We start from the raw sequence: 16480 nt of genomic DNA, 5'->3' as shown, positions 1-16480 counted from the left end.
GGGGAGGCAAGCGGTTCACAATCTACCATTTTCCATTATAGCAAAGTCCCTCGCTCGTTTATGCGCAAGGATTGAACGTTATGTGACAATCTTCGTCATTTTCTTCCCCCGGATTGGGCAAGGACGCGCAGCAACTTCACCTCATGCGGTGTCAGCTCGCGGTATTCGCCGGGGCGCAGCCCTTTCAAATCGAGAAACGCGTACCGCTCCCGCTTCAGCTTCAGCACCTCGCAGCCGATCGCCTCAAACATGCGGCGCACTTGCCGGTTTCGTCCTTCGTGGATACGGATTTCCACAATGGCTGTCCCCTTCTTCCGGTCGGCGGAGAGCAGCTTCACTTTGGCTGGCGCCGTCATGCCATCTTCCAACTGCACTCCTTGTTCGAGCCGTTTCAGCTGCTCGTGCGTTGGAATGCCTTTCACTTTGGCAATGTACACTTTTTCAATTTCATACCGCGGGTGCATAAGCAGGTTGGCAAAGTCGCCGTCATTCGTCAACAAAAGCAGTCCAGACGTATCGTAGTCAAGCCGCCCGATCGGATAAATGCGTTTGTCCAGATCTTTGAAAAAATCGGTCACCACTTTGCGGCCTCTGTCATCTTTGACGCTGGAAATCACCCCGCGCGGCTTGTACAGCAAATAATACACCGGCTCTTCGCGCTCGATCGGGATGCCGTCGACTTCGACATCATCGCGCGGCCCGACCTTGACGCCAAGCTCCTTGACGACTCGGCCGTTCACTTTCACCCGCCCTTGCAAAATGAGTTCTTCCGCCTTGCGCCTTGACGCGATGCCGGCGCGGGCGATCACTTTTTGCAACCGTTCCATTCTCTCTCACCTCTTTCATCATCTTACCCTTTCCGTCTAACAGATACAAGTGCGGCACTTTTATTTTTCACCTTTCCCGTCCCCTTTGCAAACAAAAAACCCGCCGGACGGCGGGAACGAAAAAAGGCGCCGCTAGCGCCCGAATACAAACAAAACGATGAAAACAGAAACAATAAAGCTGAGAATGTCGGCCAAAATGCCGACTTTTAACGCATCGCCCATTTTTTTGACGCCGACGGCGCCAAAATAGACGGTGAGCACGTAAAGCGTCGTCTCCGTACTGCCTTGGATCGTAGAAGCAAGGCGCCCGATGAACGAATCCGGGCCGTAAGTAGCGATCAAATCGGTCGTCATGCCGAGCGCCGCCGTGCCGGAAAGCGTGCGGAGAGCCGCAAGCGGAACGACTTCGGCCGGCAGTCCAATGGCATCAGCCAGCGGTTTGATCACTTCCATCATGGCATCAAGCGCCCCTGAGGCTCGGAAAATGGCGACCGACACCAACATGCCGACCAAATACGGGATGAGCGAAAACGCGATCTCGATCCCTTCCTTGCCGCCTTCCACAAACGCTTCGTACGTCGGCACTTTCTTTGCTGTACCGTAAAGCAAAATAAAAGCAATGAGCGCAGGGATCAGCCAAACAGAAAGAAGTTGGACGATAGCCATTATGGCTTCCTGCCTTTCCGCATCCGTTTCCAATAATAGTACCGGTCAATCAATACCGCCCCAATCGTCGAAATCGTCGAAGCGACGATCGTCGTCCCAATGATCTCGCTCGGCGCCGCTGAACCGTACGTCATGCGAATCGAGATGACGGTCGTCGGAATGAGCGTAATGCCTGATGTGTTCATGGCCAAAAACGTCACCATCGACCGGCTAGCCTCGTCGCGGCCGCCGTTGAGCTTTTTTAGCTGCTCCATCGCCTTTATGCCCATCGGCGTCGCCGCATTGCCAAGGCCGAACATGTTGGCGACCATATTCGAGACGATATAGCCGAGCGCGGGATGGCCGGGCGGCACCTCTGGAAACAAGCGGCGTACGAGCGGCATAAACAGGCGCGCCGCTTTGTCAAGCAAGCCGGCGCGTTCAGCGATCGCCATCAGCCCGAGCCAAAACACTAAAATGCTGACCATGCCGATGCTGATCGTCACCGCTTCTTTGGCGCTTTCAAACACCGCTTTGTTCACTTCGTCCATCGTGCCGTTGGCCGCCGCAAAGACGATGCCAATGACCGCCATCATCACCCAAATGAGGTTAACCATCGCTTCTCACACCTAAAAAGCGAAATACTTGCCATAAAAACCCTCGGCCGCTTTCTTCCTTTCCCGGTTCATACAGCAGCGGCACCGAATCAACCGCCTTTTGATGCAAATAAAGCACCGCCTTTCCGACCTCTGTCGGTGCCTTTTCTGGGTATTTTTTCCATTCTTTGCGCGGCTTCAGCAAATACACTTTCACCCGCAGCCCGCTCTCCTCTTTATCGGTCACCGGATATCGCAAATCGCGGACCGCCTGCAGCCGCCCGCGGTAAAACGGATCAGAAATTTTGTCGACCACCCGCTCGCTGCTCACTTTGGCGATGTGATAATGAGAAAATCCATATTCGTACATAGCGATATGGTCATTCCAATCGTCCGGTGCATCCAACGTCACGGCGATCAAATCGATGCCGCCTTTGGACGCCGTTGTCACGAGCGTGCGATGGGCCCGTTTCGTATAGCCGGTTTTGCCGCCGGTGCAATATTCGTAAAGACTTGTCAACAACTTGTTTTTATTTCGCCACACACGCGCGCCGTCTTCGCCGGGCGGAGCGGGGGCGCGGTACACTTTCGTTCCGGAAATGCGGCGAAACTCTTCGTTTTTCATCGCGTATTGCATGAGCAACGCCATATCATAGGCCGTTGAGTAATGGTTTTCCGCATCGTCCAATCCGTGCGGATTGGCAAACTCTGTGTCGCGCATCCCGATTTCAGCCGCCTTTTTGTTCATTAAAAACACAAACCCCTCGACGCTGCCGCCGACATGTTCAGCGATGGCCACCGCCGCGTCGTTGCCGGAACGAAGCATCAGCCCATATACCAAATCGCGCAGTTTGATTTTCTCCCCTTGGCGCAAGTAAATTGACGACCCTTCGGTCCGGACAGCGCGGGCGCTGACCGTCACCGTGTCGTCCATCTTCCCCGATTCAATCGCCAAAATGGCGGTCATAATTTTCGTAATGCTGGCGATGCGCCGTTTTGTATAGGCATCCTTGGCAAACAAAACCCGCCCGGAATGCTGCTCTATCAAAATCGCGCTTTTTGCGCTCACCCCATCCATAGCGTGCATCCGCTCTGGAACAAATGCCATAATCCCCGCAGCGAGTGCAAGAATGAGCGCAATGAGCCGCTTCTTCTTATTCAATCTCATATCGGCGAGGATCCCCCTCCTTTAAGGAGCGGAGAGGAATCGCCTGTTCCTCCTTTCCATTCAACCTGAAATGAGTGCAATAGAGGGAAGATCGCGACATACCAAGGCCATGTTCTGTACAAGTGTATGCGCCGGTGGGACAAATATGATGAAAAATTGCGGCAAAACCTACCGGGGCGGCGCTTCCGGCGAACTACCCCCGAAACGGCCTTCATCTAAAAAAAGAAGCGGGGTCTTCCCCGCTCGGGTGAACTCCCCACCGCCTACGCTTCGCTTAGAGGCGGGGGACTTCAAGCGACTTGTGCGTGTTCGCCGAATGGTAAGCCACACACAATTACGCTTCCCTTCATTCCGAAGGTGTCCGTTCTAACCATATTCAATCGTATGGATTGGCTAAAGCCTACCAACATTCAGCTGAGGCTGTCCCAAAAGATCGTCCTCTTTGAGAGAGATACAATATATCGTGTCACCGAAGTGATTTGTTCCTACCTCTTGTAATAAAAAAAGGTGTCCCGTTGTGTTTGGGACACCCTCAGACTTCTTTCGGAAAGATGTTAAAACGGCTGCCAGCGCAACTTCCGCGCCTCATGAAAACGCGCTTCGACATCGCGCCAATTGACGACGTTCCACCAATGTTCGATGTATGCCGCTCGGTCGTTTTTATATTGCAAGTAATAGGCGTGCTCCCACACATCGAGCACAAGAAGCGGAATCACATCCCATTGCGCCATGTGCTGGTGTTTTTCCGCCTGCAAAATTTCCAGACGGTGCGCTCGCGGCGCCCAAACGAGCAGCGCCCAGCCGACCCCTTCGGCGCTTTTCGCCGCTTCGGTGAAATGACGGCGAAAGGCGGTAAAACTGCCAAAATCGCGCTCGATTTGCGCCCGCAGCTCCCCGCGCGGCTCGCCGCCGCCCTCTGGATGCATATTGTACCAAAAGATTGTATGCAAATAATGCCCGGAGCCGTGGAACGCCGCTTCCCGCTCCCAATGCTTCAGCAGTTCAAAATTGTTCGTCCGGCGCGCTTCGGCCATCATGCGCACCGCCTTGTTCAGACCATCGACGTAGCTTTGATGATGCTTCGTATGGTGAAGGCGCATAATTTCTTCGGAAATATGAGGTTCAAGCGCATCATAGCTGTACGGCAAAGGCGGCAGCACATGCCTGCCGGGCGGGATCGGCTGTTGCCGCTCTTCGTCATGAAGGTCCGAAGGGAGCGACGAAGCCGGTTCTGCCTGTGCTGTTGCCGAATCAAAAGGCTGCTCCGACTCTTCCTCCCGCTTCCCCTCTTCGCCGACGTCCAGCCGTTCTTCCTCGCCGTCTTCGCCAACACCGCCCGATTCAACCAGCGGCGCTTCCTCTTCCAGAAACAGCGCCTCTTCGTCTTTTTCGGCGGCCGAAAAGTCCGCAAGACGGACGGCCCGGTTGTACACGTCGTCAACAAGACGCTGGAGTTCGGAAACCGCTTCCTCTGTCCACGCACCGTTCCGTTCGTCAATATACGCCAACAAGGAAGAAAGGCCAACATCCTCAGCTACCCCACGCACGGACAAGGCATGCTCCACCTGCCTTCCCCATTCGGCCGACTCTTCGGCATAGCGGCAAAGCGCGGCGGCGTATACGTCATCAACAAGGCGCTGAAGCTCGCGGACGGCCTCTTCCGTCCACTCGCCGTCATGCGCGGCAATGAACCCGCACAGCGACGAAGCGCCATCCGTGCTGGCTCCGCGCAACGCCAACGCTTTCTCAACTTGTCTTGCCCATTCGTTCACCTCAGCGGCATACTGGGCGAACTTCTCTTGATCGTTCATTTGGTAAAAACCTCCTCCTGCTTTTTTCGCCATATCGTATGCCTGCTTGCGGAAATCGTTCTTGTCCGCATTCACCCAAATTTTTGGCTGCTCATACATAGAGGAGCGAGGGCATACTCAGCTGAAAAAACAGAAGGAGGGGAAAAGCATCTATTACGTCCAAGGCATGCAGTCGCCGCTGATGGCCGACCATATGGCGCGCGAAGAATGTTACTACTTGCAAAAGCTGGCGGAAACGACCGGCGAAGTGAAAGCTCCGGCCTGCGATCCGACCAAGCCGCGCACACAATAGTCCATAAGAAAAAAAGCGGTTCGCCCGAAGGAACCGCTTTTTCTTGCCCGTATAGCCGTTTTGCCGGCCCCGCCAAGCACGGAACACACGGCTTTTGTTTCACTGCGGCGCGCGCTCTGGCAGGCGGCATGCGCCGGTTTCGCCCATTCGCCGACAAGCGCCTCGAGCGCCTCGGTGTCAAGAGCGGCAAAATAGCGGCGCAATTCCTCTTCATCATGAATGTAGACGCGCTTTCGCTTCCGATACGCCGGATTTTTCCATAAACAGACAAAAGCAATGATGTCGCGCAAACGAATGTCGCGCCCGTTAGCCGTAAACAGTGGATCGCTTTCATACGGCAGCCAATCAAGCAGCGCCGCCTCAAAATGGCGCAAATACAACACAGACAGCGTCCGCTCTTCGCCGCCGTCGCGGTACGTGACTTCCGATCGGTTGAAGTAGTCCTCAAACGTATTCGACTGCGATTTTTGCAATTCTTCGCCGTGCAGGCGGCAAATGTTCATGAGCGCACCCCTTCCCGGTCAGTCGTTTTTTCTTTAGTTTACCATATTACGGCTGTCCGTCGCTCAAATTTTCCGCCAATTTTCCGAAAAACAAGTCAGCTTCCCGCTCAACCTCGCCATCGTCCGTCCATTCTGGCAGCGGCGGCAGTTCTTCAATCGTTTTCAGGCCGAAATAGTCGAGAAATTCGGCCGTCGTCCCGTATAAAATCGGCCGCCCAGTCCCTTCGGCGCGGCCGACTTCTTTAATGAGCGCCCGCGCCATGAGTGTCTGCAGCGGCTTGTCGCTTTTCACGCCGCGGATTTCCTCGATTTCAGCGCGCGTAATCGGCTGGCGGTAGGCGATAATGGCGAGCGTCTCGAGCGCCGCCTGCGACAGCGGCGACGCTCCCGGCGCTTCGACCAGCTTTTTCAAATACGGAGCATACTCTTTCTTCGTCGCCAATAAAAACACGCCGCCCAGCTCGACCAGCTGAATGCCGCGTTCTTCGCGGCAGCAGTCTTCCTGGAGCGCCGCCATCACTGCTTTCGCCTCCGGCTCGCCAATATCCAAAACAGCGGCAATTTGGGCAAGCGACAGCCCCTCGTCGCCAGCGGCAAACAACAGCGCTTCCACGATCGCTTTGAATGGAGCCGGCGCACCAGCAGCGCTGTTTGTTTTCATTTCCTTTTGGTCCATTCTCCCTTCTCCCCTTTCCTTTTTCACCGTTTTGATCGCAACTGCAGCCATCTTGCGGCTTCCCGGCATTTTCCGCGAAAATGCAGGACTGACGCGTGATTTTCATCCCTGGGTGAAGGGCAAAACGTTGCCCATGAGACTTTTTCGTGAAGATGCGCATGCCTTGAGCAGACATTTTCACGCCTGGGCGAAGAGCAAAACTTGCTCATGAGCCTTTTCCGAATCAGCAGCTGTCCGTCTCGCCTTCGCACCGACCATCAGCCGATGGGCCCAGCAGGCAAAAGGAAAGCGGTCCGCCATCGCGAACCGCCTCAACCGGCCAGATGATTGGCGGCGAGAAACAAATCGCTGAAATTCCGCTCTTGCTCAACGATGATTTTATTTTGTTTCATTAATTCCAAAATAGCCAAAAAAGTGACAACGATATACGAACGGTCGCAGGACGGAAATAACTCATAAAAGTTTTTCCGTTCTTTCGCCTGCTGCAGTTCATGCAAAATTTCCGCCATCCGCTTTTCAACGGAAATATCTTGGCGGGCAATTTTCGTCCGCATCGGTTTTTGCAGTTTTTTGCGGCGCAACAGTTTTGACAGGGCGCCGAGCATATCGTAGACGTTGACATCAAGCGGCGCGGACGCTTTTTTTTCATCGGCGTACGCGCTCAAGTCACTCGGGGGTTTTGTAAACAGAAGCGCCCGTTCTTCTTCGCGCCGCTTCAGCTCGCGTGCAGCTTCCTTAAACTTTTTGTACTCAAGAAGCCGCTGCATCAGCTCTTCGCGCGGATCGTCCGCCTCGGCGAATTCCAAGCTGTCGTCTTCGGCGTGTTCGTCGGACACCGGCAGCAGCATTTTGCTTTTCATCGCCAACAGCGTAGCCGCCATAACCAAATATTCGCTGGCGATATCAAGCTCAAGCTCTTGCATGGCGTGAATGTACGCCATATACTGTTCCGTAATTTGCGCCACCGGAATGTTGTAAATATCGATCTCATAGCGGTTGATTAAATGCAAAAGCAAGTCAAGCGGCCCTTCAAACGCTTCAATTTTGACGTTATACGGCACTTGCACATCCATCCCACCATTTTTCCGCAGCCATTCCCCGCGCCGATGCGCACATTGGAGAACCTTGCTGGCAATATACTTATTGTATCATAATTCCGCGGCGAAGCGAACGGAAATGAGACGGTTTTTGCCTCGAACGCCATGAAAACGTATAATACAAGGAGAGCCCTGCCGCAACGCCGGCAGTTGCACGGCTTTGCCTGGCAACAAGGTCGCCTACCGCGAAACACGCCTCGGCGAAAGGAACGATGGCCCATGTATCCAAAAGCATATATCGACTATTTAGTCCATTTCCATGGCAACCGCGATTATTTCGAATGTCATGAGATTTTAGAAGAACAATGGAAGCGCGACGGACGGAAACGGGAATGGCTCATTCTCATCCAAATTGCCGTCGCCTTTTACCACTACCGGCGCGGCAACAGTTCCGGCGCGCTCCGCCTTATCAAACGGGCGCGGACGTTGCTTGAGGAGGCGCGCGGGATGATCCGCCGGCTCGGCCTTGACGAGAAGGAGTTGGCCGTGCTGCTTGAAGAGGCCGCCGAGCGGATTGCCCGCGGCGAACCGTATGAAAGCATTGAGCTGCCGATTCGCGACCGCTCCCTGTACGAACAGTGCCAAGCCGCCTGCGCCGAGCGGCAGCTTGTTTGGGGGCAGGCGAGCGATCTCACTGATATCGACCTTGTAGACAAACACCGGCGGCGCGACCGTTCGGACGTCATCGCCGCCCGCGAACAAAAAAAGCGGGCGAAAGCAGAAGGGACATAACCCCTCTGCCGCCCGCAACAGCGCGGCGTTGCGCCGATTTGTCTCGTTGGGCTAGCACGTTTGGCATTTATCGAAAAACGAGGCGGTCCACTCGTTCGCGCATAGCCGACGGTCGGGGTACGCCTCTTTCAACGCCTTGACCATCTGTTTTCCGATCCCTTGGTGGCGATGCGATGGATTGACGCTGATGTGCTGGATTTGCACAACATCAGGAGCGCACAACAGGACGCCGATAATGCCGACGATATCGTCCCCTTCCTTCCATAAAAACAGCTGCCAGTCGCTGTTCGTTTCATACTGTTTGATCGTCTGCTGGAGCCGTTTCAAATCTTTTTCCGTCGGCATAAACGACAACAGTCCCATGGCGATTTTCTCATAGTTTTTTCGATAACGGATCAACATAAAAATCCCTCATTATCGACAAACGCTTTTCCGAAAAGGAAAACACGTTGTCATTTTCTCTATACGTATTATAAACATTCTCACTGATATTGTGAACCATTTCATGCCTTTTTACACAAATGTCCGCAAAACGTTCGCCATCTCAATGGCCGAAACGGCCGCTTCCCAGCCTTTATTGCCCGCCTTTGTGCCGGCCCGTTCAATGGCTTGCTCGATCGTATCGGTCGTCAATACGCCGAAAATGACCGGGACGCCGCTTGAGAGCGCGGCGTGGGAGACGCCTTTGGCCGCCTCGCTGCACACGTAGTCAAAATGGCTCGTCGCCCCGCGGATGACGGCGCCGAGCGCAATGACGGCATCAAACTGCTTCGATTCCGCCATTTTTTTCACGAGGAGCGGAATTTCAAATGCGCCCGGCACCCAGGCGACCGTGATGTCATTGTCGCTGACGCCATGGCGCGTCAAACCGTCGATCGCCCCTGACAAAAGCTTGCCCGTAATGAATTCATTAAAACGAGAAACGACGATGCCGATTTTCAACCCGGTGCCGACTAAATTTCCCTCAAGAACCCGCATGTTTTTTCTCCTCCTGTTTTCAAAAATGAAGCATATGCCCTAGTTTTTCATATTTCGTGCGCAAGTATTTTTCATTTTCTTTTTTCGCTGGCATTTGAAGCGGCACCCGTTCGACAACTTCAAGCCCGTGCCCTTTCAAGCCGGCGATTTTGCGCGGATTGTTCGTGAGCAGACGCATTTTCGTGACGCCAAGGTCTTTTAAAATTTGCGCACCAATGCCGTAGTCGCGCAAATCGGCCGGGAAGCCGAGCTTTTCGTTCGCCTCGACCGTATCGTAGCCTTGCTCTTGCAGCTTATAGGCGCGCAGTTTGTTCATCAGGCCGATGCCGCGCCCCTCTTGACGCATGTAAAGCAGCACCCCACGCCCCTCGGCTTCGATTTGCCGCAGCGCCGCATGCAGCTGCGGACCGCAGTCGCACCGATACGAACCGAACACATCACCGGTTAAACACTCGGAGTGGACGCGCACAAGAATCGGTTCGTCGGGAATAATGTCTCCCTTGACGAGCGCCACATGCTCCTTGCCATCAAGCACGTTCGTGTAGCCGACGGCGCGAAACTCGCCGAACTCAGTCGGCAGCCAAATGTCGACCTCGCGCTTCACTAGTTTTTCCCGCTGGCTCCGATAGGCGATCAAATCTTTGATCGTGATCATTTTCAATCCGAATTGGTCGGCGATTTGCCGCAAATCCGGAACGCGCGCCATCGTTCCGTCCTCTTTCATGATTTCGCAAATGACGCCAGCCGGCTTCGCCCCGCAAAGGCGGGCCAAATCGACCGCCGCTTCCGTATGGCCGGCGCGCCGCAGGACGCCGCCTTGTTTGGCAATCAATGGAAAAATATGGCCAGGCCGTTTAAAATCGCTCGCTTTCACATTTGGATCGAGCAACGCCCGAATGGTCGCCGCCCGCTCGTAGGCGCTGATTCCGGTCGTCGTCGTCTTGTAGTCGATGCTGACGGTAAACGCCGTCCCATGAGCGTCGGTGTTATGCGCGACCATCGGCTCAAGCCCGAGCCGCGCCGCCAACTCTTCCGTAATCGGCACGCACACAAGCCCGCGGCCATGGGTGATCATAAAATTAACGACATCCGGCGTCGCTTTTTCAGCCAATGCGACAAAATCGCCCTCATTTTCCCGGTCTTCGTCGTCGCAGACGATGATCACTTCGCCGTTTTTCAGCGCGTCCAGTGCCGCTTCAATCGTGTCAAACATCTGAAGTTGCCCCCTATCCCGTTTATTTATAGCCATGCCGCTCCAAAAATTCGCTCGTCACTCCAGAAGGCAGCTCCTCTTTCGCGGCAAGAAAAGCAGCGACGTATTTGCCGATCATATCGCACTCGATATTGACGAGGTCGCCCGGCTGCTTTTCGCCTAAAATCGTCGCTTCACGCGTATGCGGAATGAGCGAAATGGTGAACGTGCGCTCGCTCAGACCGAAAATCGTCAAGCTCGTCCCATCGACGGCGACCGATCCTTTATAAATCATGTACGGGCGAAGCGGGGGAGGCGCTTCAATTTCATAGTAGACGGCGTTCGCCTTCGGCCATCGGCGGACGATGCGCCCGACGCCGTCCACATGACCGGTGACGAAATGGCCGCCAAACCGCCCGCCAGCCGCCATCGCCCGCTCTAAGTTCACTTTCGATCCCGGCTTCAATGTTTTGAGCGCCGTCGCCTTGACGGTCTCCGGCATGACATCGACGGTAAACCGCCGGTCAGTAAACGACGTGACGGTCAGGCAGACGCCGTTGACGGCGATGCTGTCGCCGAGGCGAACGTCTTCGAGCACCCGGCGGGCGCCAATCGCCATCACGATGGCGTCGCCCGTTTGCCTCATTTGTTCAACCGTGCCGACCTCTTCAATAATACCGGTAAACATCCTTACTCCCCCCTCTTTTTCACCGCAGCAACGACTTTTATATCCGGGCCGACCATCTCCAACTGCCGGATGTCAAGCTCCATCGCCTCTTCAAGGCGCGAGAAGCCGAGGCCGCCGACCGGCGTCGGCGCTTCGCGGCCGCCGATCAGCTTCGGGGCGATGTAGGCGACCACTTCATTGACCGCCCCTGCCCGGAGGAAACTGTCATGAACGCGCGAGCCGCCTTCCACAAACAGCGACGTAATGCGCTGCTCACCGAGCAGCCGGAGCACGTCGCGCACATGAATGTGCGCAGCCGCCATCGGGATGATGCGCACCCCGAGGCGCTCGTATGCCTCGGCCTTTTCCCAGCTGATGCCGCTCCCGGTGATGATCCACGTTTCCGCCTCCCGGTCGGTGACGACATGGGCGTCAAGCGGCGTATGCAAGTTTGTATCCAAAATGATGCGGAGCGGATTTTTCCGTTGCTCCCCGATGCGGACCGTCAACTTCGGATTGTCCGCCAACACGGTGTTGACGCCGACCAAAATGGCGTCATGCTGGGCGCGAAGGCGGTGCACATCTTGGCGCGCCGCCTCGGACGTAATCCATTTGCTTTCCCCGGTCGCCGTCGCAATTTTCCCATCGAGGCTGCACGCGTATTTTAACGTCACAAACGGCGTTTTTGCCGCGATATAGTGAAAAAACACCCGGTTGAGCTCATCCGCCTCTTCTTTCAGCAGCCCGACATCGACCTCAATGCCCGCCCGTCGCAGCTTGTCGATCCCTTTCCCGGCGACGAGCGGATTCGGGTCGGTTGTCGCGATGACGACGCGGCGGACGCCGGCTTGAATGAGCAAATCCACGCATGGAGGCGTTTTGCCGTAATGGCTGCACGGCTCAAGCGTCACGTACACCGTTGCCCCGCGCGCCTTCTCGCCGGCCATGCGGATCGCATGCACTTCCGCATGCGGCTCTCCCGCTTTTAAATGGGCGCCAAGCCCGACGACCGCTCCGCCATTGACCACAACAGCACCGACGACAGGATTGGGGGATGTTTGCCCGATTCCGGCTTTCGCGACATCGAGCGCAAGCCGCATATAATGTTCATCGCGATACACCACACTCCCCCCTTTTTTCTAAAAAAATAAACCCCCGGAACTTCCCCGGGGGTTCGTTGATGAGAGAATGAACCATGATGTGCAGCCAAACAAACAAGAACACTTGTTCGTTAACTATGTCATACCGACCGACACAAAGCGGCCGCCGCTACACCAAACCGGCGCCGGCCGTCCAGGCCGGCCGAAAACAACCGTGCGCACATCGCCATCCTTCTCCCATCCAGACTATACTGTCGGCTCCGGAATCACACCGGATCGTGCCGATACGGCTCGCGGGCTGAGAGGCATAGCGCCTCATCACCGCCGGTCGGGAATTTCACCCTGCCCCGAAGGAGGCTTCACTATATTGTTAGGTTTATTATACCACAAGAGCGGCCGGAAATCATCATTGTACGACCCAAAACCAGTACGCCGCTCCCCACAATAGGCTCATCCCCAGCAAAATGAAAAACAAAAGCCAATTGTTCCGGCTTGTCCGCTCCTCGTCTTCCGTCCGTTGCTTACGGTTCGTCAAATACTTTCACTTCTTTCATCACGTCGCCGTTTTTCATCGTCTTCACGACGTCCATGCCCGATGTCACTTGGCCAAAGACGGTGTGCACCCCATCCAAGTGCGGCTGCGGCTCGTGGACGATAAAGAACTGGCAGCTGCCGGTGTCGCGGCCGCGGTGCGCCATGGACATCGCGCCGATGACATGTCGGTGTGGATTGTTGTCCGTCTCGCACGGGATCGTATAGCCGGCATCGCCCGTTCCATTGCCGCGTGGACATCCTCCTTGGCTGACAAATCCAGGGATGACGCGGTGGAACGTCAACCCGTTATAAAAGCCTTCGTTTGCGAGCTTCTCAAAATTGGCCACCGTCACCGGCGCTTCGTTCGGGAATAGTTCAAATTCGATTTTCCCACCGTTTTCCATCAAAATATATCCTTTTTTCGCCATGGTACTTCAGCTCCTTTTTTACGCTTCAACCGCTTTTATCATATCATGAAGGGAAAGAAAGCCAAAATGCCGCCTCGTCGAACTGCTCATTGTTTTTTTAATATAATATATTTATTATAATTATTTATATGGAATCGGAATGGGTACACTAGTGATGAATGATAGACGTAGCAAAACTGGCAAGGGGGCGTCCGACGGTGTTGTTGATGGCGGTGACGGTAATCGTCTTTTCTGTTTCGTTTCTCCTCATGCCAAAACGGCTTTCAGGCCTTGAAATGTATACAACTTCGCTGTTTGCGGTTTTCTTCGGCCTTTCAACGGATTTGTTTCTCGATGTCAAGTACCATTTATACGGGTATTTTGATGTTGGAGTCGACGGACTGGCCTATGTATTTATTGTTTTCATTTACGTCACCGTCAACCTCCTTGTTTTTAAACGGATACCCGATACATCATCCGATTTGGGTGCAGGCCGCCTATATCGGCGGATGGTCGCTCTTTTCCTTTTTGTATGAAATGGGGCGCTGAGGACAGAAATTTTTTACTACCACGGCTGAAAGCTTTCCTATTCAGCCGCCTTATATCCGCTTCTGTTTCTGATTTTGCTTTGTCATTTGTTGTTCGTGCGCCGCTTGGCGGCGAAGGCAAAGCGCCGTTCCGAATAGAAATTCACGCCAGCGTACGTTATAATGGTAGTGCATGGTTGGTAGATAGGAGGCGAGCAATGTGAAACGAACGATTGCTTCATCGCTGCTTTGGGCGATGCTGCTGGCGTTTCCGGCCATCGCAGCCGCCGATGCCGCGCCGGGTGATGTCATCGTCACGCTTGGTGAAAATTTGACCGCTGAACAAAAACAAAAAGTGCTGGAAGAAATGAAAGCGCCGGACGGAGCGCAGACAATCACGGTCTCGAACGCCGAGGAGCATAAATATTTGGATGGACTCATCCCGAAGGCACAAATCGGCACGCGCGCCATCTCATCGTCCATGATCACCATCGGTGAACCGGGCTCAGGGCTTCACGTTGAGACGCACAACATCACATGGGTGACGAAAGAGATGTATACAAACGCCTTGATCACCGCTGGGGTGAAAGATGCCGATATTTATATCACGGCTCCGTTTCCGGTTTCCGGCACCGCAGCGCTGACGGGGCTGATGAAGGCGTACGAAATTTCGTCCGACAAGGTGATTCCAGATGACGTAAAAAAGGTAGCCAACGAGGAAATGGTGCAAACGGCCAAGCTCGCTGATTCGATCGGCGCGGACAAAGCGGTCGCCTTGCTGGCGAAAATCAAAGAGGAAATCGCCAACAACCCGCCGCAAACGGACGCTGACTTGCGCGCCTTGATTGAAAAAATCGCCAATGATCTTGGCATCACATTAAGCGCCGATGAAATCAACGCTCTCGTCTCCCTTTTTCACAAAATGCAAAACGCCGACATCAATTGGGACCAAGTGAACGACCAGCTGAGCAAGGCGAAAGAGCAGCTGTCTGCGTTTTTGCAGTCAGAAGAAGGGAAAACATTCATCCAAAATTTGATCGACATCCTCAAAGAAATTTGGAATGCCATCAAATCGGCCTTTTCCGCCAACCAACAATGAGAGAAGGCGCCCTGCTGCATTAGGGCGCCTTCTCTTCTTGGCGGCGGCCGTTCTTTTCCAGGGCCGCCTTCATTGGTTGACTTTCGCCTTCAACGGCAAGTCATATTGGATCAAGTCTTCATACGTTTCCCGTTTGACGACGAGCTGGGCGTCGCCGTTTTCGACGAATACGACCGCCGGACGCGGCAGACGGTTGTAGTTGTTCGCCATCGAATAGCCATAAGCACCGGTGCAAAAGACGGCTAAATAATCGCCCGGTTTCGCTTCCGGAAGTGCGATGTCCCAAATGAGCATGTCGCCTGATTCACAACACTTCCCTGCAATGGACACAACTTCCATCCGATCGCCCAACACCCGGTTGGCCAGCACCGCTTCGTATTTCGCTCCATACAGCGCCGGGCGGATGTTGTCGCTCATGCCGCCGTCAACGGCGATATAGGTGCGGACGTTCGGCACCTCTTTTCGCGAGCCGATCGTATAAATCGTCGTTCCGGCATCCCCCACGAGCGAGCGGCCGGGCTCAATCCAAATTTCCGGCATCGGAAGTTGATGCACTTCCGCCTGTGTTTTCACCTCATCCACGATACAGTCGACATACGCTGACACCGGAATCGGGTCGTCTTCATCCGTATAGCGGATGCCAAAGCCGCCGCCAAGGTTGACGACCGCAGGAACGAACCCACACGTTTTGTGCCATTCGGCCAGCTTCGCAAACACTTTTCGTGCGGCGAGCACAAAGCCGGTCGTTTCAAAAATTTGCGATCCGATATGGCAATGGACGCCGAGCAGTTGAAACGCAGCCGACGCCATGACGCGCCGGAACGCTTCATCCGCTTGACCGTTATTCAAATCAAAGCCGAACTTCGAGTCTTCCTGTCCGGTTAAAATGTAATCGTGCGTATGCGCCTCAACCCCTGGCGTCACGCGAAGCAAAACCGGAACCGCTCGACCGGATGGCCCCACCAATTGTTCAATCAGCTCGAGCTCGTAAAAGTTGTCGGCCACGATGCAGCCGACCCCGTGTTCAAGCGCCATCGCCAGTTCATCCCAACTTTTGTTGTTGCCATGGAAATGGATGCGCTCCGGCGGGAACCCGCCGGCCAAAGCCGTATACAGCTCTCCGCCTGAGACGACATCGAGCGACAATTGTTCCTCAGCGGCCAGCTGCACCATGGCAACTGAAGAAAACGCCTTGCTGGCGTAGGCGACTTGCGCCTGCACGCCATGGCGGCGGAACGCTCCCTTAAACGCGCGCGCCCGCGCGCGGATCAAAGCAACGTCATAAATATAAAGCGGCGTTCCATACGTTTTCGCCAACTCGACCGTATCGACGCCGCCAATTTCCAAGTGCCCTTTTTCATTGACGCGGCTCGTCCCATGAAAAAACATTGAAATCCCTCATTCCTCATCAAAGTGGCGCAAACATGCATACCAAAAGCAAAAAAGACAGTTTCGCAACCGGCGCCTGCCTTGAAAAAAACAAAGCCGCAGAGCAATCAGCCCCGCCGCATGGCAGGCTGTCATACAGCCGCGTGCGCCCTCTGCATCGAGCGCCCGCCCTCCTTAGGCGGACGGACGACTTGCCAATGGCGCTTGCAAAGGTGCGAAACGTCAAGTATAACGTATCAT

General features: G+C 54.7%; 18 protein-coding genes, 2 pseudogenes and 1 riboswitch. Of the genes and pseudogenes, 4 read left to right on the top strand and 16 right to left on the bottom strand.

Going from position 1 to position 16480, the window contains the following annotated elements; genetic code table 11:
- Positions 1–95 precede the first annotated feature (95 nt).
- The 5 genes from NSS88_RS14585 to NSS88_RS14565 all read right to left on the bottom strand — a co-directional run bounded on the left by NSS88_RS14585 (position 96) and on the right by NSS88_RS14565 (position 5047).
- A complete protein-coding gene (locus NSS88_RS14585; protein WP_011231765.1) occupies positions 96–827 on the bottom strand; it encodes a pseudouridine synthase in 732 nt (243 codons plus the stop codon).
- 132 nt (positions 828–959) lie between these two features.
- Entirely contained in the window at positions 960–1493 is a 534-nt protein-coding gene (locus NSS88_RS14580; protein ID WP_011231766.1) for a spore maturation protein, read from the bottom strand.
- Complete coding sequence (locus tag NSS88_RS14575; protein WP_055359120.1) at positions 1493–2089, bottom strand: nucleoside recognition domain-containing protein; 597 nt, start codon at positions 2087–2089, stop codon at positions 1493–1495. Before NSS88_RS14575 ends, NSS88_RS14580 begins: the two co-directional genes overlap by 1 nt.
- Complete coding sequence (locus NSS88_RS14570; protein WP_081106602.1) at positions 2082–3230, bottom strand: D-alanyl-D-alanine carboxypeptidase family protein; 1149 nt, start codon at positions 3228–3230, stop codon at positions 2082–2084. Before NSS88_RS14570 ends, NSS88_RS14575 begins: the two co-directional genes overlap by 8 nt.
- A 560-nt stretch (positions 3231–3790) precedes the next feature.
- Positions 3791–5047, bottom strand: coding sequence for a superoxide dismutase (locus tag NSS88_RS14565; RefSeq protein ID WP_341085164.1), 1257 nt, complete (start codon positions 5045–5047; stop codon positions 3791–3793).
- Between the two features lie 163 nt (positions 5048–5210).
- Here NSS88_RS14565 and NSS88_RS14560 point away from each other — a divergent pair.
- Positions 5211–5339: pseudogene (locus NSS88_RS14560) on the top strand (DUF2935 domain-containing protein); the annotation flags it as partial.
- Between the two features lie 99 nt (positions 5340–5438).
- On the opposite strand, the pseudogene NSS88_RS16775 reads toward NSS88_RS14560, so the two are convergent.
- From NSS88_RS16775 to NSS88_RS14550, 3 genes and pseudogenes are all read right to left on the bottom strand, one after another.
- Positions 5439–5842: pseudogene (locus NSS88_RS16775) on the bottom strand (hypothetical protein).
- A gap of 46 nt (positions 5843–5888) precedes the next feature.
- Positions 5889–6518, bottom strand: coding sequence for an SMC-Scp complex subunit ScpB (gene scpB, locus NSS88_RS14555; protein WP_047818634.1), 630 nt, complete (start codon positions 6516–6518; stop codon positions 5889–5891).
- A 311-nt stretch (positions 6519–6829) separates the two neighbouring features.
- A complete protein-coding gene (locus tag NSS88_RS14550) occupies positions 6830–7591 on the bottom strand; it encodes a segregation/condensation protein A (protein ID WP_033017133.1) in 762 nt (253 codons plus the stop codon).
- Positions 7592–7834: 243 nt separating this feature from the next.
- Here NSS88_RS14550 and NSS88_RS14545 point away from each other — a divergent pair, with 243 nt between their 5' ends.
- Positions 7835–8347 (top strand): DUF309 domain-containing protein, encoded by a 513-nt coding sequence (locus NSS88_RS14545; protein WP_049624248.1) that lies wholly within the window; start codon positions 7835–7837, stop codon positions 8345–8347.
- 51 nt (positions 8348–8398) lie between these two features.
- On the opposite strand, the gene NSS88_RS14540 is transcribed toward NSS88_RS14545, so the two are convergent.
- The 7 genes from NSS88_RS14540 to NSS88_RS14510 form a co-directional block, all read right to left on the bottom strand.
- A complete protein-coding gene (locus tag NSS88_RS14540) occupies positions 8399–8749 on the bottom strand; it encodes a GNAT family N-acetyltransferase (protein WP_033008266.1) in 351 nt (116 codons plus the stop codon).
- A 111-nt stretch (positions 8750–8860) separates the two neighbouring features.
- The gene (gene ribH / locus NSS88_RS14535) at positions 8861–9325 is read right to left on the bottom strand and encodes a 6,7-dimethyl-8-ribityllumazine synthase (RefSeq protein WP_049624247.1); all 465 of its coding nucleotides are present in this window, start codon (positions 9323–9325) and stop codon (positions 8861–8863) included.
- 19 nt (positions 9326–9344) lie between these two features.
- Positions 9345–10538 carry a bifunctional 3,4-dihydroxy-2-butanone-4-phosphate synthase/GTP cyclohydrolase II gene (locus NSS88_RS14530; RefSeq protein WP_033017135.1) on the bottom strand — a complete coding sequence of 398 codons (1194 nt, stop codon included), beginning with the start codon at positions 10536–10538 and terminating at the stop codon, positions 9345–9347.
- A gap of 22 nt (positions 10539–10560) precedes the next feature.
- The gene (gene ribE / locus NSS88_RS14525; protein ID WP_033017136.1) at positions 10561–11205 is read right to left on the bottom strand and encodes a riboflavin synthase; all 645 of its coding nucleotides are present in this window, start codon (positions 11203–11205) and stop codon (positions 10561–10563) included.
- A gap of 2 nt (positions 11206–11207) precedes the next feature.
- On the bottom strand, positions 11208–12305 hold the full coding sequence (gene ribD, locus NSS88_RS14520; protein ID WP_080985682.1) for a bifunctional diaminohydroxyphosphoribosylaminopyrimidine deaminase/5-amino-6-(5-phosphoribosylamino)uracil reductase RibD: 1098 nt from the start codon (positions 12303–12305) through the stop codon (positions 11208–11210).
- A gap of 204 nt (positions 12306–12509) precedes the next feature.
- Positions 12510–12643, bottom strand: a riboswitch (FMN riboswitch).
- Between the two features lie 47 nt (positions 12644–12690).
- Positions 12691–12819: a hypothetical protein gene (locus tag NSS88_RS14515; RefSeq protein WP_255350139.1), complete on the bottom strand. Its 129-nt coding sequence runs from the start codon at positions 12817–12819 to the stop codon at positions 12691–12693.
- Positions 12806–13246 carry a peptidylprolyl isomerase gene (locus NSS88_RS14510; RefSeq protein WP_033017138.1) on the bottom strand — a complete coding sequence of 147 codons (441 nt, stop codon included), beginning with the start codon at positions 13244–13246 and terminating at the stop codon, positions 12806–12808. Before NSS88_RS14510 ends, NSS88_RS14515 begins: the two co-directional genes overlap by 14 nt.
- Positions 13247–13443: 197 nt before the next feature.
- On the opposite strand from NSS88_RS14510, the gene NSS88_RS14505 reads away from it, so the two are divergent.
- Both NSS88_RS14505 and NSS88_RS14500 read left to right on the top strand, forming a co-directional pair.
- Positions 13444–13761: a hypothetical protein gene (locus NSS88_RS14505; RefSeq protein WP_049624996.1), complete on the top strand. Its 318-nt coding sequence runs from the start codon at positions 13444–13446 to the stop codon at positions 13759–13761.
- Between the two features lie 211 nt (positions 13762–13972).
- Entirely contained in the window at positions 13973–14851 is an 879-nt protein-coding gene (locus NSS88_RS14500) for a DUF1002 domain-containing protein (protein ID WP_049624997.1), read from the top strand.
- Positions 14852–14920: 69 nt separating this feature from the next.
- On the opposite strand, the gene lysA is transcribed toward NSS88_RS14500, so the two are convergent.
- Positions 14921–16240 (bottom strand): diaminopimelate decarboxylase, encoded by a 1320-nt coding sequence (gene lysA / locus NSS88_RS14495; protein ID WP_033017140.1) that lies wholly within the window; start codon positions 16238–16240, stop codon positions 14921–14923.
- Positions 16241–16480 lie beyond the last annotated feature (240 nt).

This window comes from Geobacillus sp. FSL W8-1251, from assembly GCF_038005945.1.
GTDB lineage: Bacteria > Bacillota > Bacilli > Bacillales > Anoxybacillaceae > Geobacillus > Geobacillus stearothermophilus.
The sequence above is the reverse complement of the archived record's forward strand: the minus strand, read 5'-3'. Positions and strand labels throughout refer to the sequence as shown.

Coding starts and splice junctions, on each gene's coding strand:
- ribE (WP_033017136.1), bottom strand. CDS start 11,205: ATGTTTACCGGTATTATTGAAGAGGTCGGCACGGTTGAACAAATGAGG.
- NSS88_RS14540 (WP_033008266.1), bottom strand. CDS start 8,749: ATGTTGATCCGTTATCGAAAAAACTATGAGAAAATCGCCATGGGACTG.
- NSS88_RS14510 (WP_033017138.1), bottom strand. CDS start 13,246: ATGGCGAAAAAAGGATATATTTTGATGGAAAACGGTGGGAAAATCGAA.
- NSS88_RS14585 (WP_011231765.1), bottom strand. CDS start 827: ATGGAACGGTTGCAAAAAGTGATCGCCCGCGCCGGCATCGCGTCAAGG.
- NSS88_RS14550 (WP_033017133.1), bottom strand. CDS start 7,591: ATGGATGTGCAAGTGCCGTATAACGTCAAAATTGAAGCGTTTGAAGGG.
- NSS88_RS14580 (WP_011231766.1), bottom strand. CDS start 1,493: ATGGCTATCGTCCAACTTCTTTCTGTTTGGCTGATCCCTGCGCTCATT.
- NSS88_RS14545 (WP_049624248.1), top strand. CDS start 7,835: ATGTATCCAAAAGCATATATCGACTATTTAGTCCATTTCCATGGCAAC.
- scpB (WP_047818634.1), bottom strand. CDS start 6,518: ATGGACCAAAAGGAAATGAAAACAAACAGCGCTGCTGGTGCGCCGGCT.
- ribH (WP_049624247.1), bottom strand. CDS start 9,325: ATGCGGGTTCTTGAGGGAAATTTAGTCGGCACCGGGTTGAAAATCGGC.
- NSS88_RS14530 (WP_033017135.1), bottom strand. CDS start 10,538: ATGTTTGACACGATTGAAGCGGCACTGGACGCGCTGAAAAACGGCGAA.
- NSS88_RS14565 (WP_341085164.1), bottom strand. CDS start 5,047: ATGAACGATCAAGAGAAGTTCGCCCAGTATGCCGCTGAGGTGAACGAA.
- NSS88_RS14575 (WP_055359120.1), bottom strand. CDS start 2,089: ATGGTTAACCTCATTTGGGTGATGATGGCGGTCATTGGCATCGTCTTT.
- lysA (WP_033017140.1), bottom strand. CDS start 16,240: ATGTTTTTTCATGGGACGAGCCGCGTCAATGAAAAAGGGCACTTGGAA.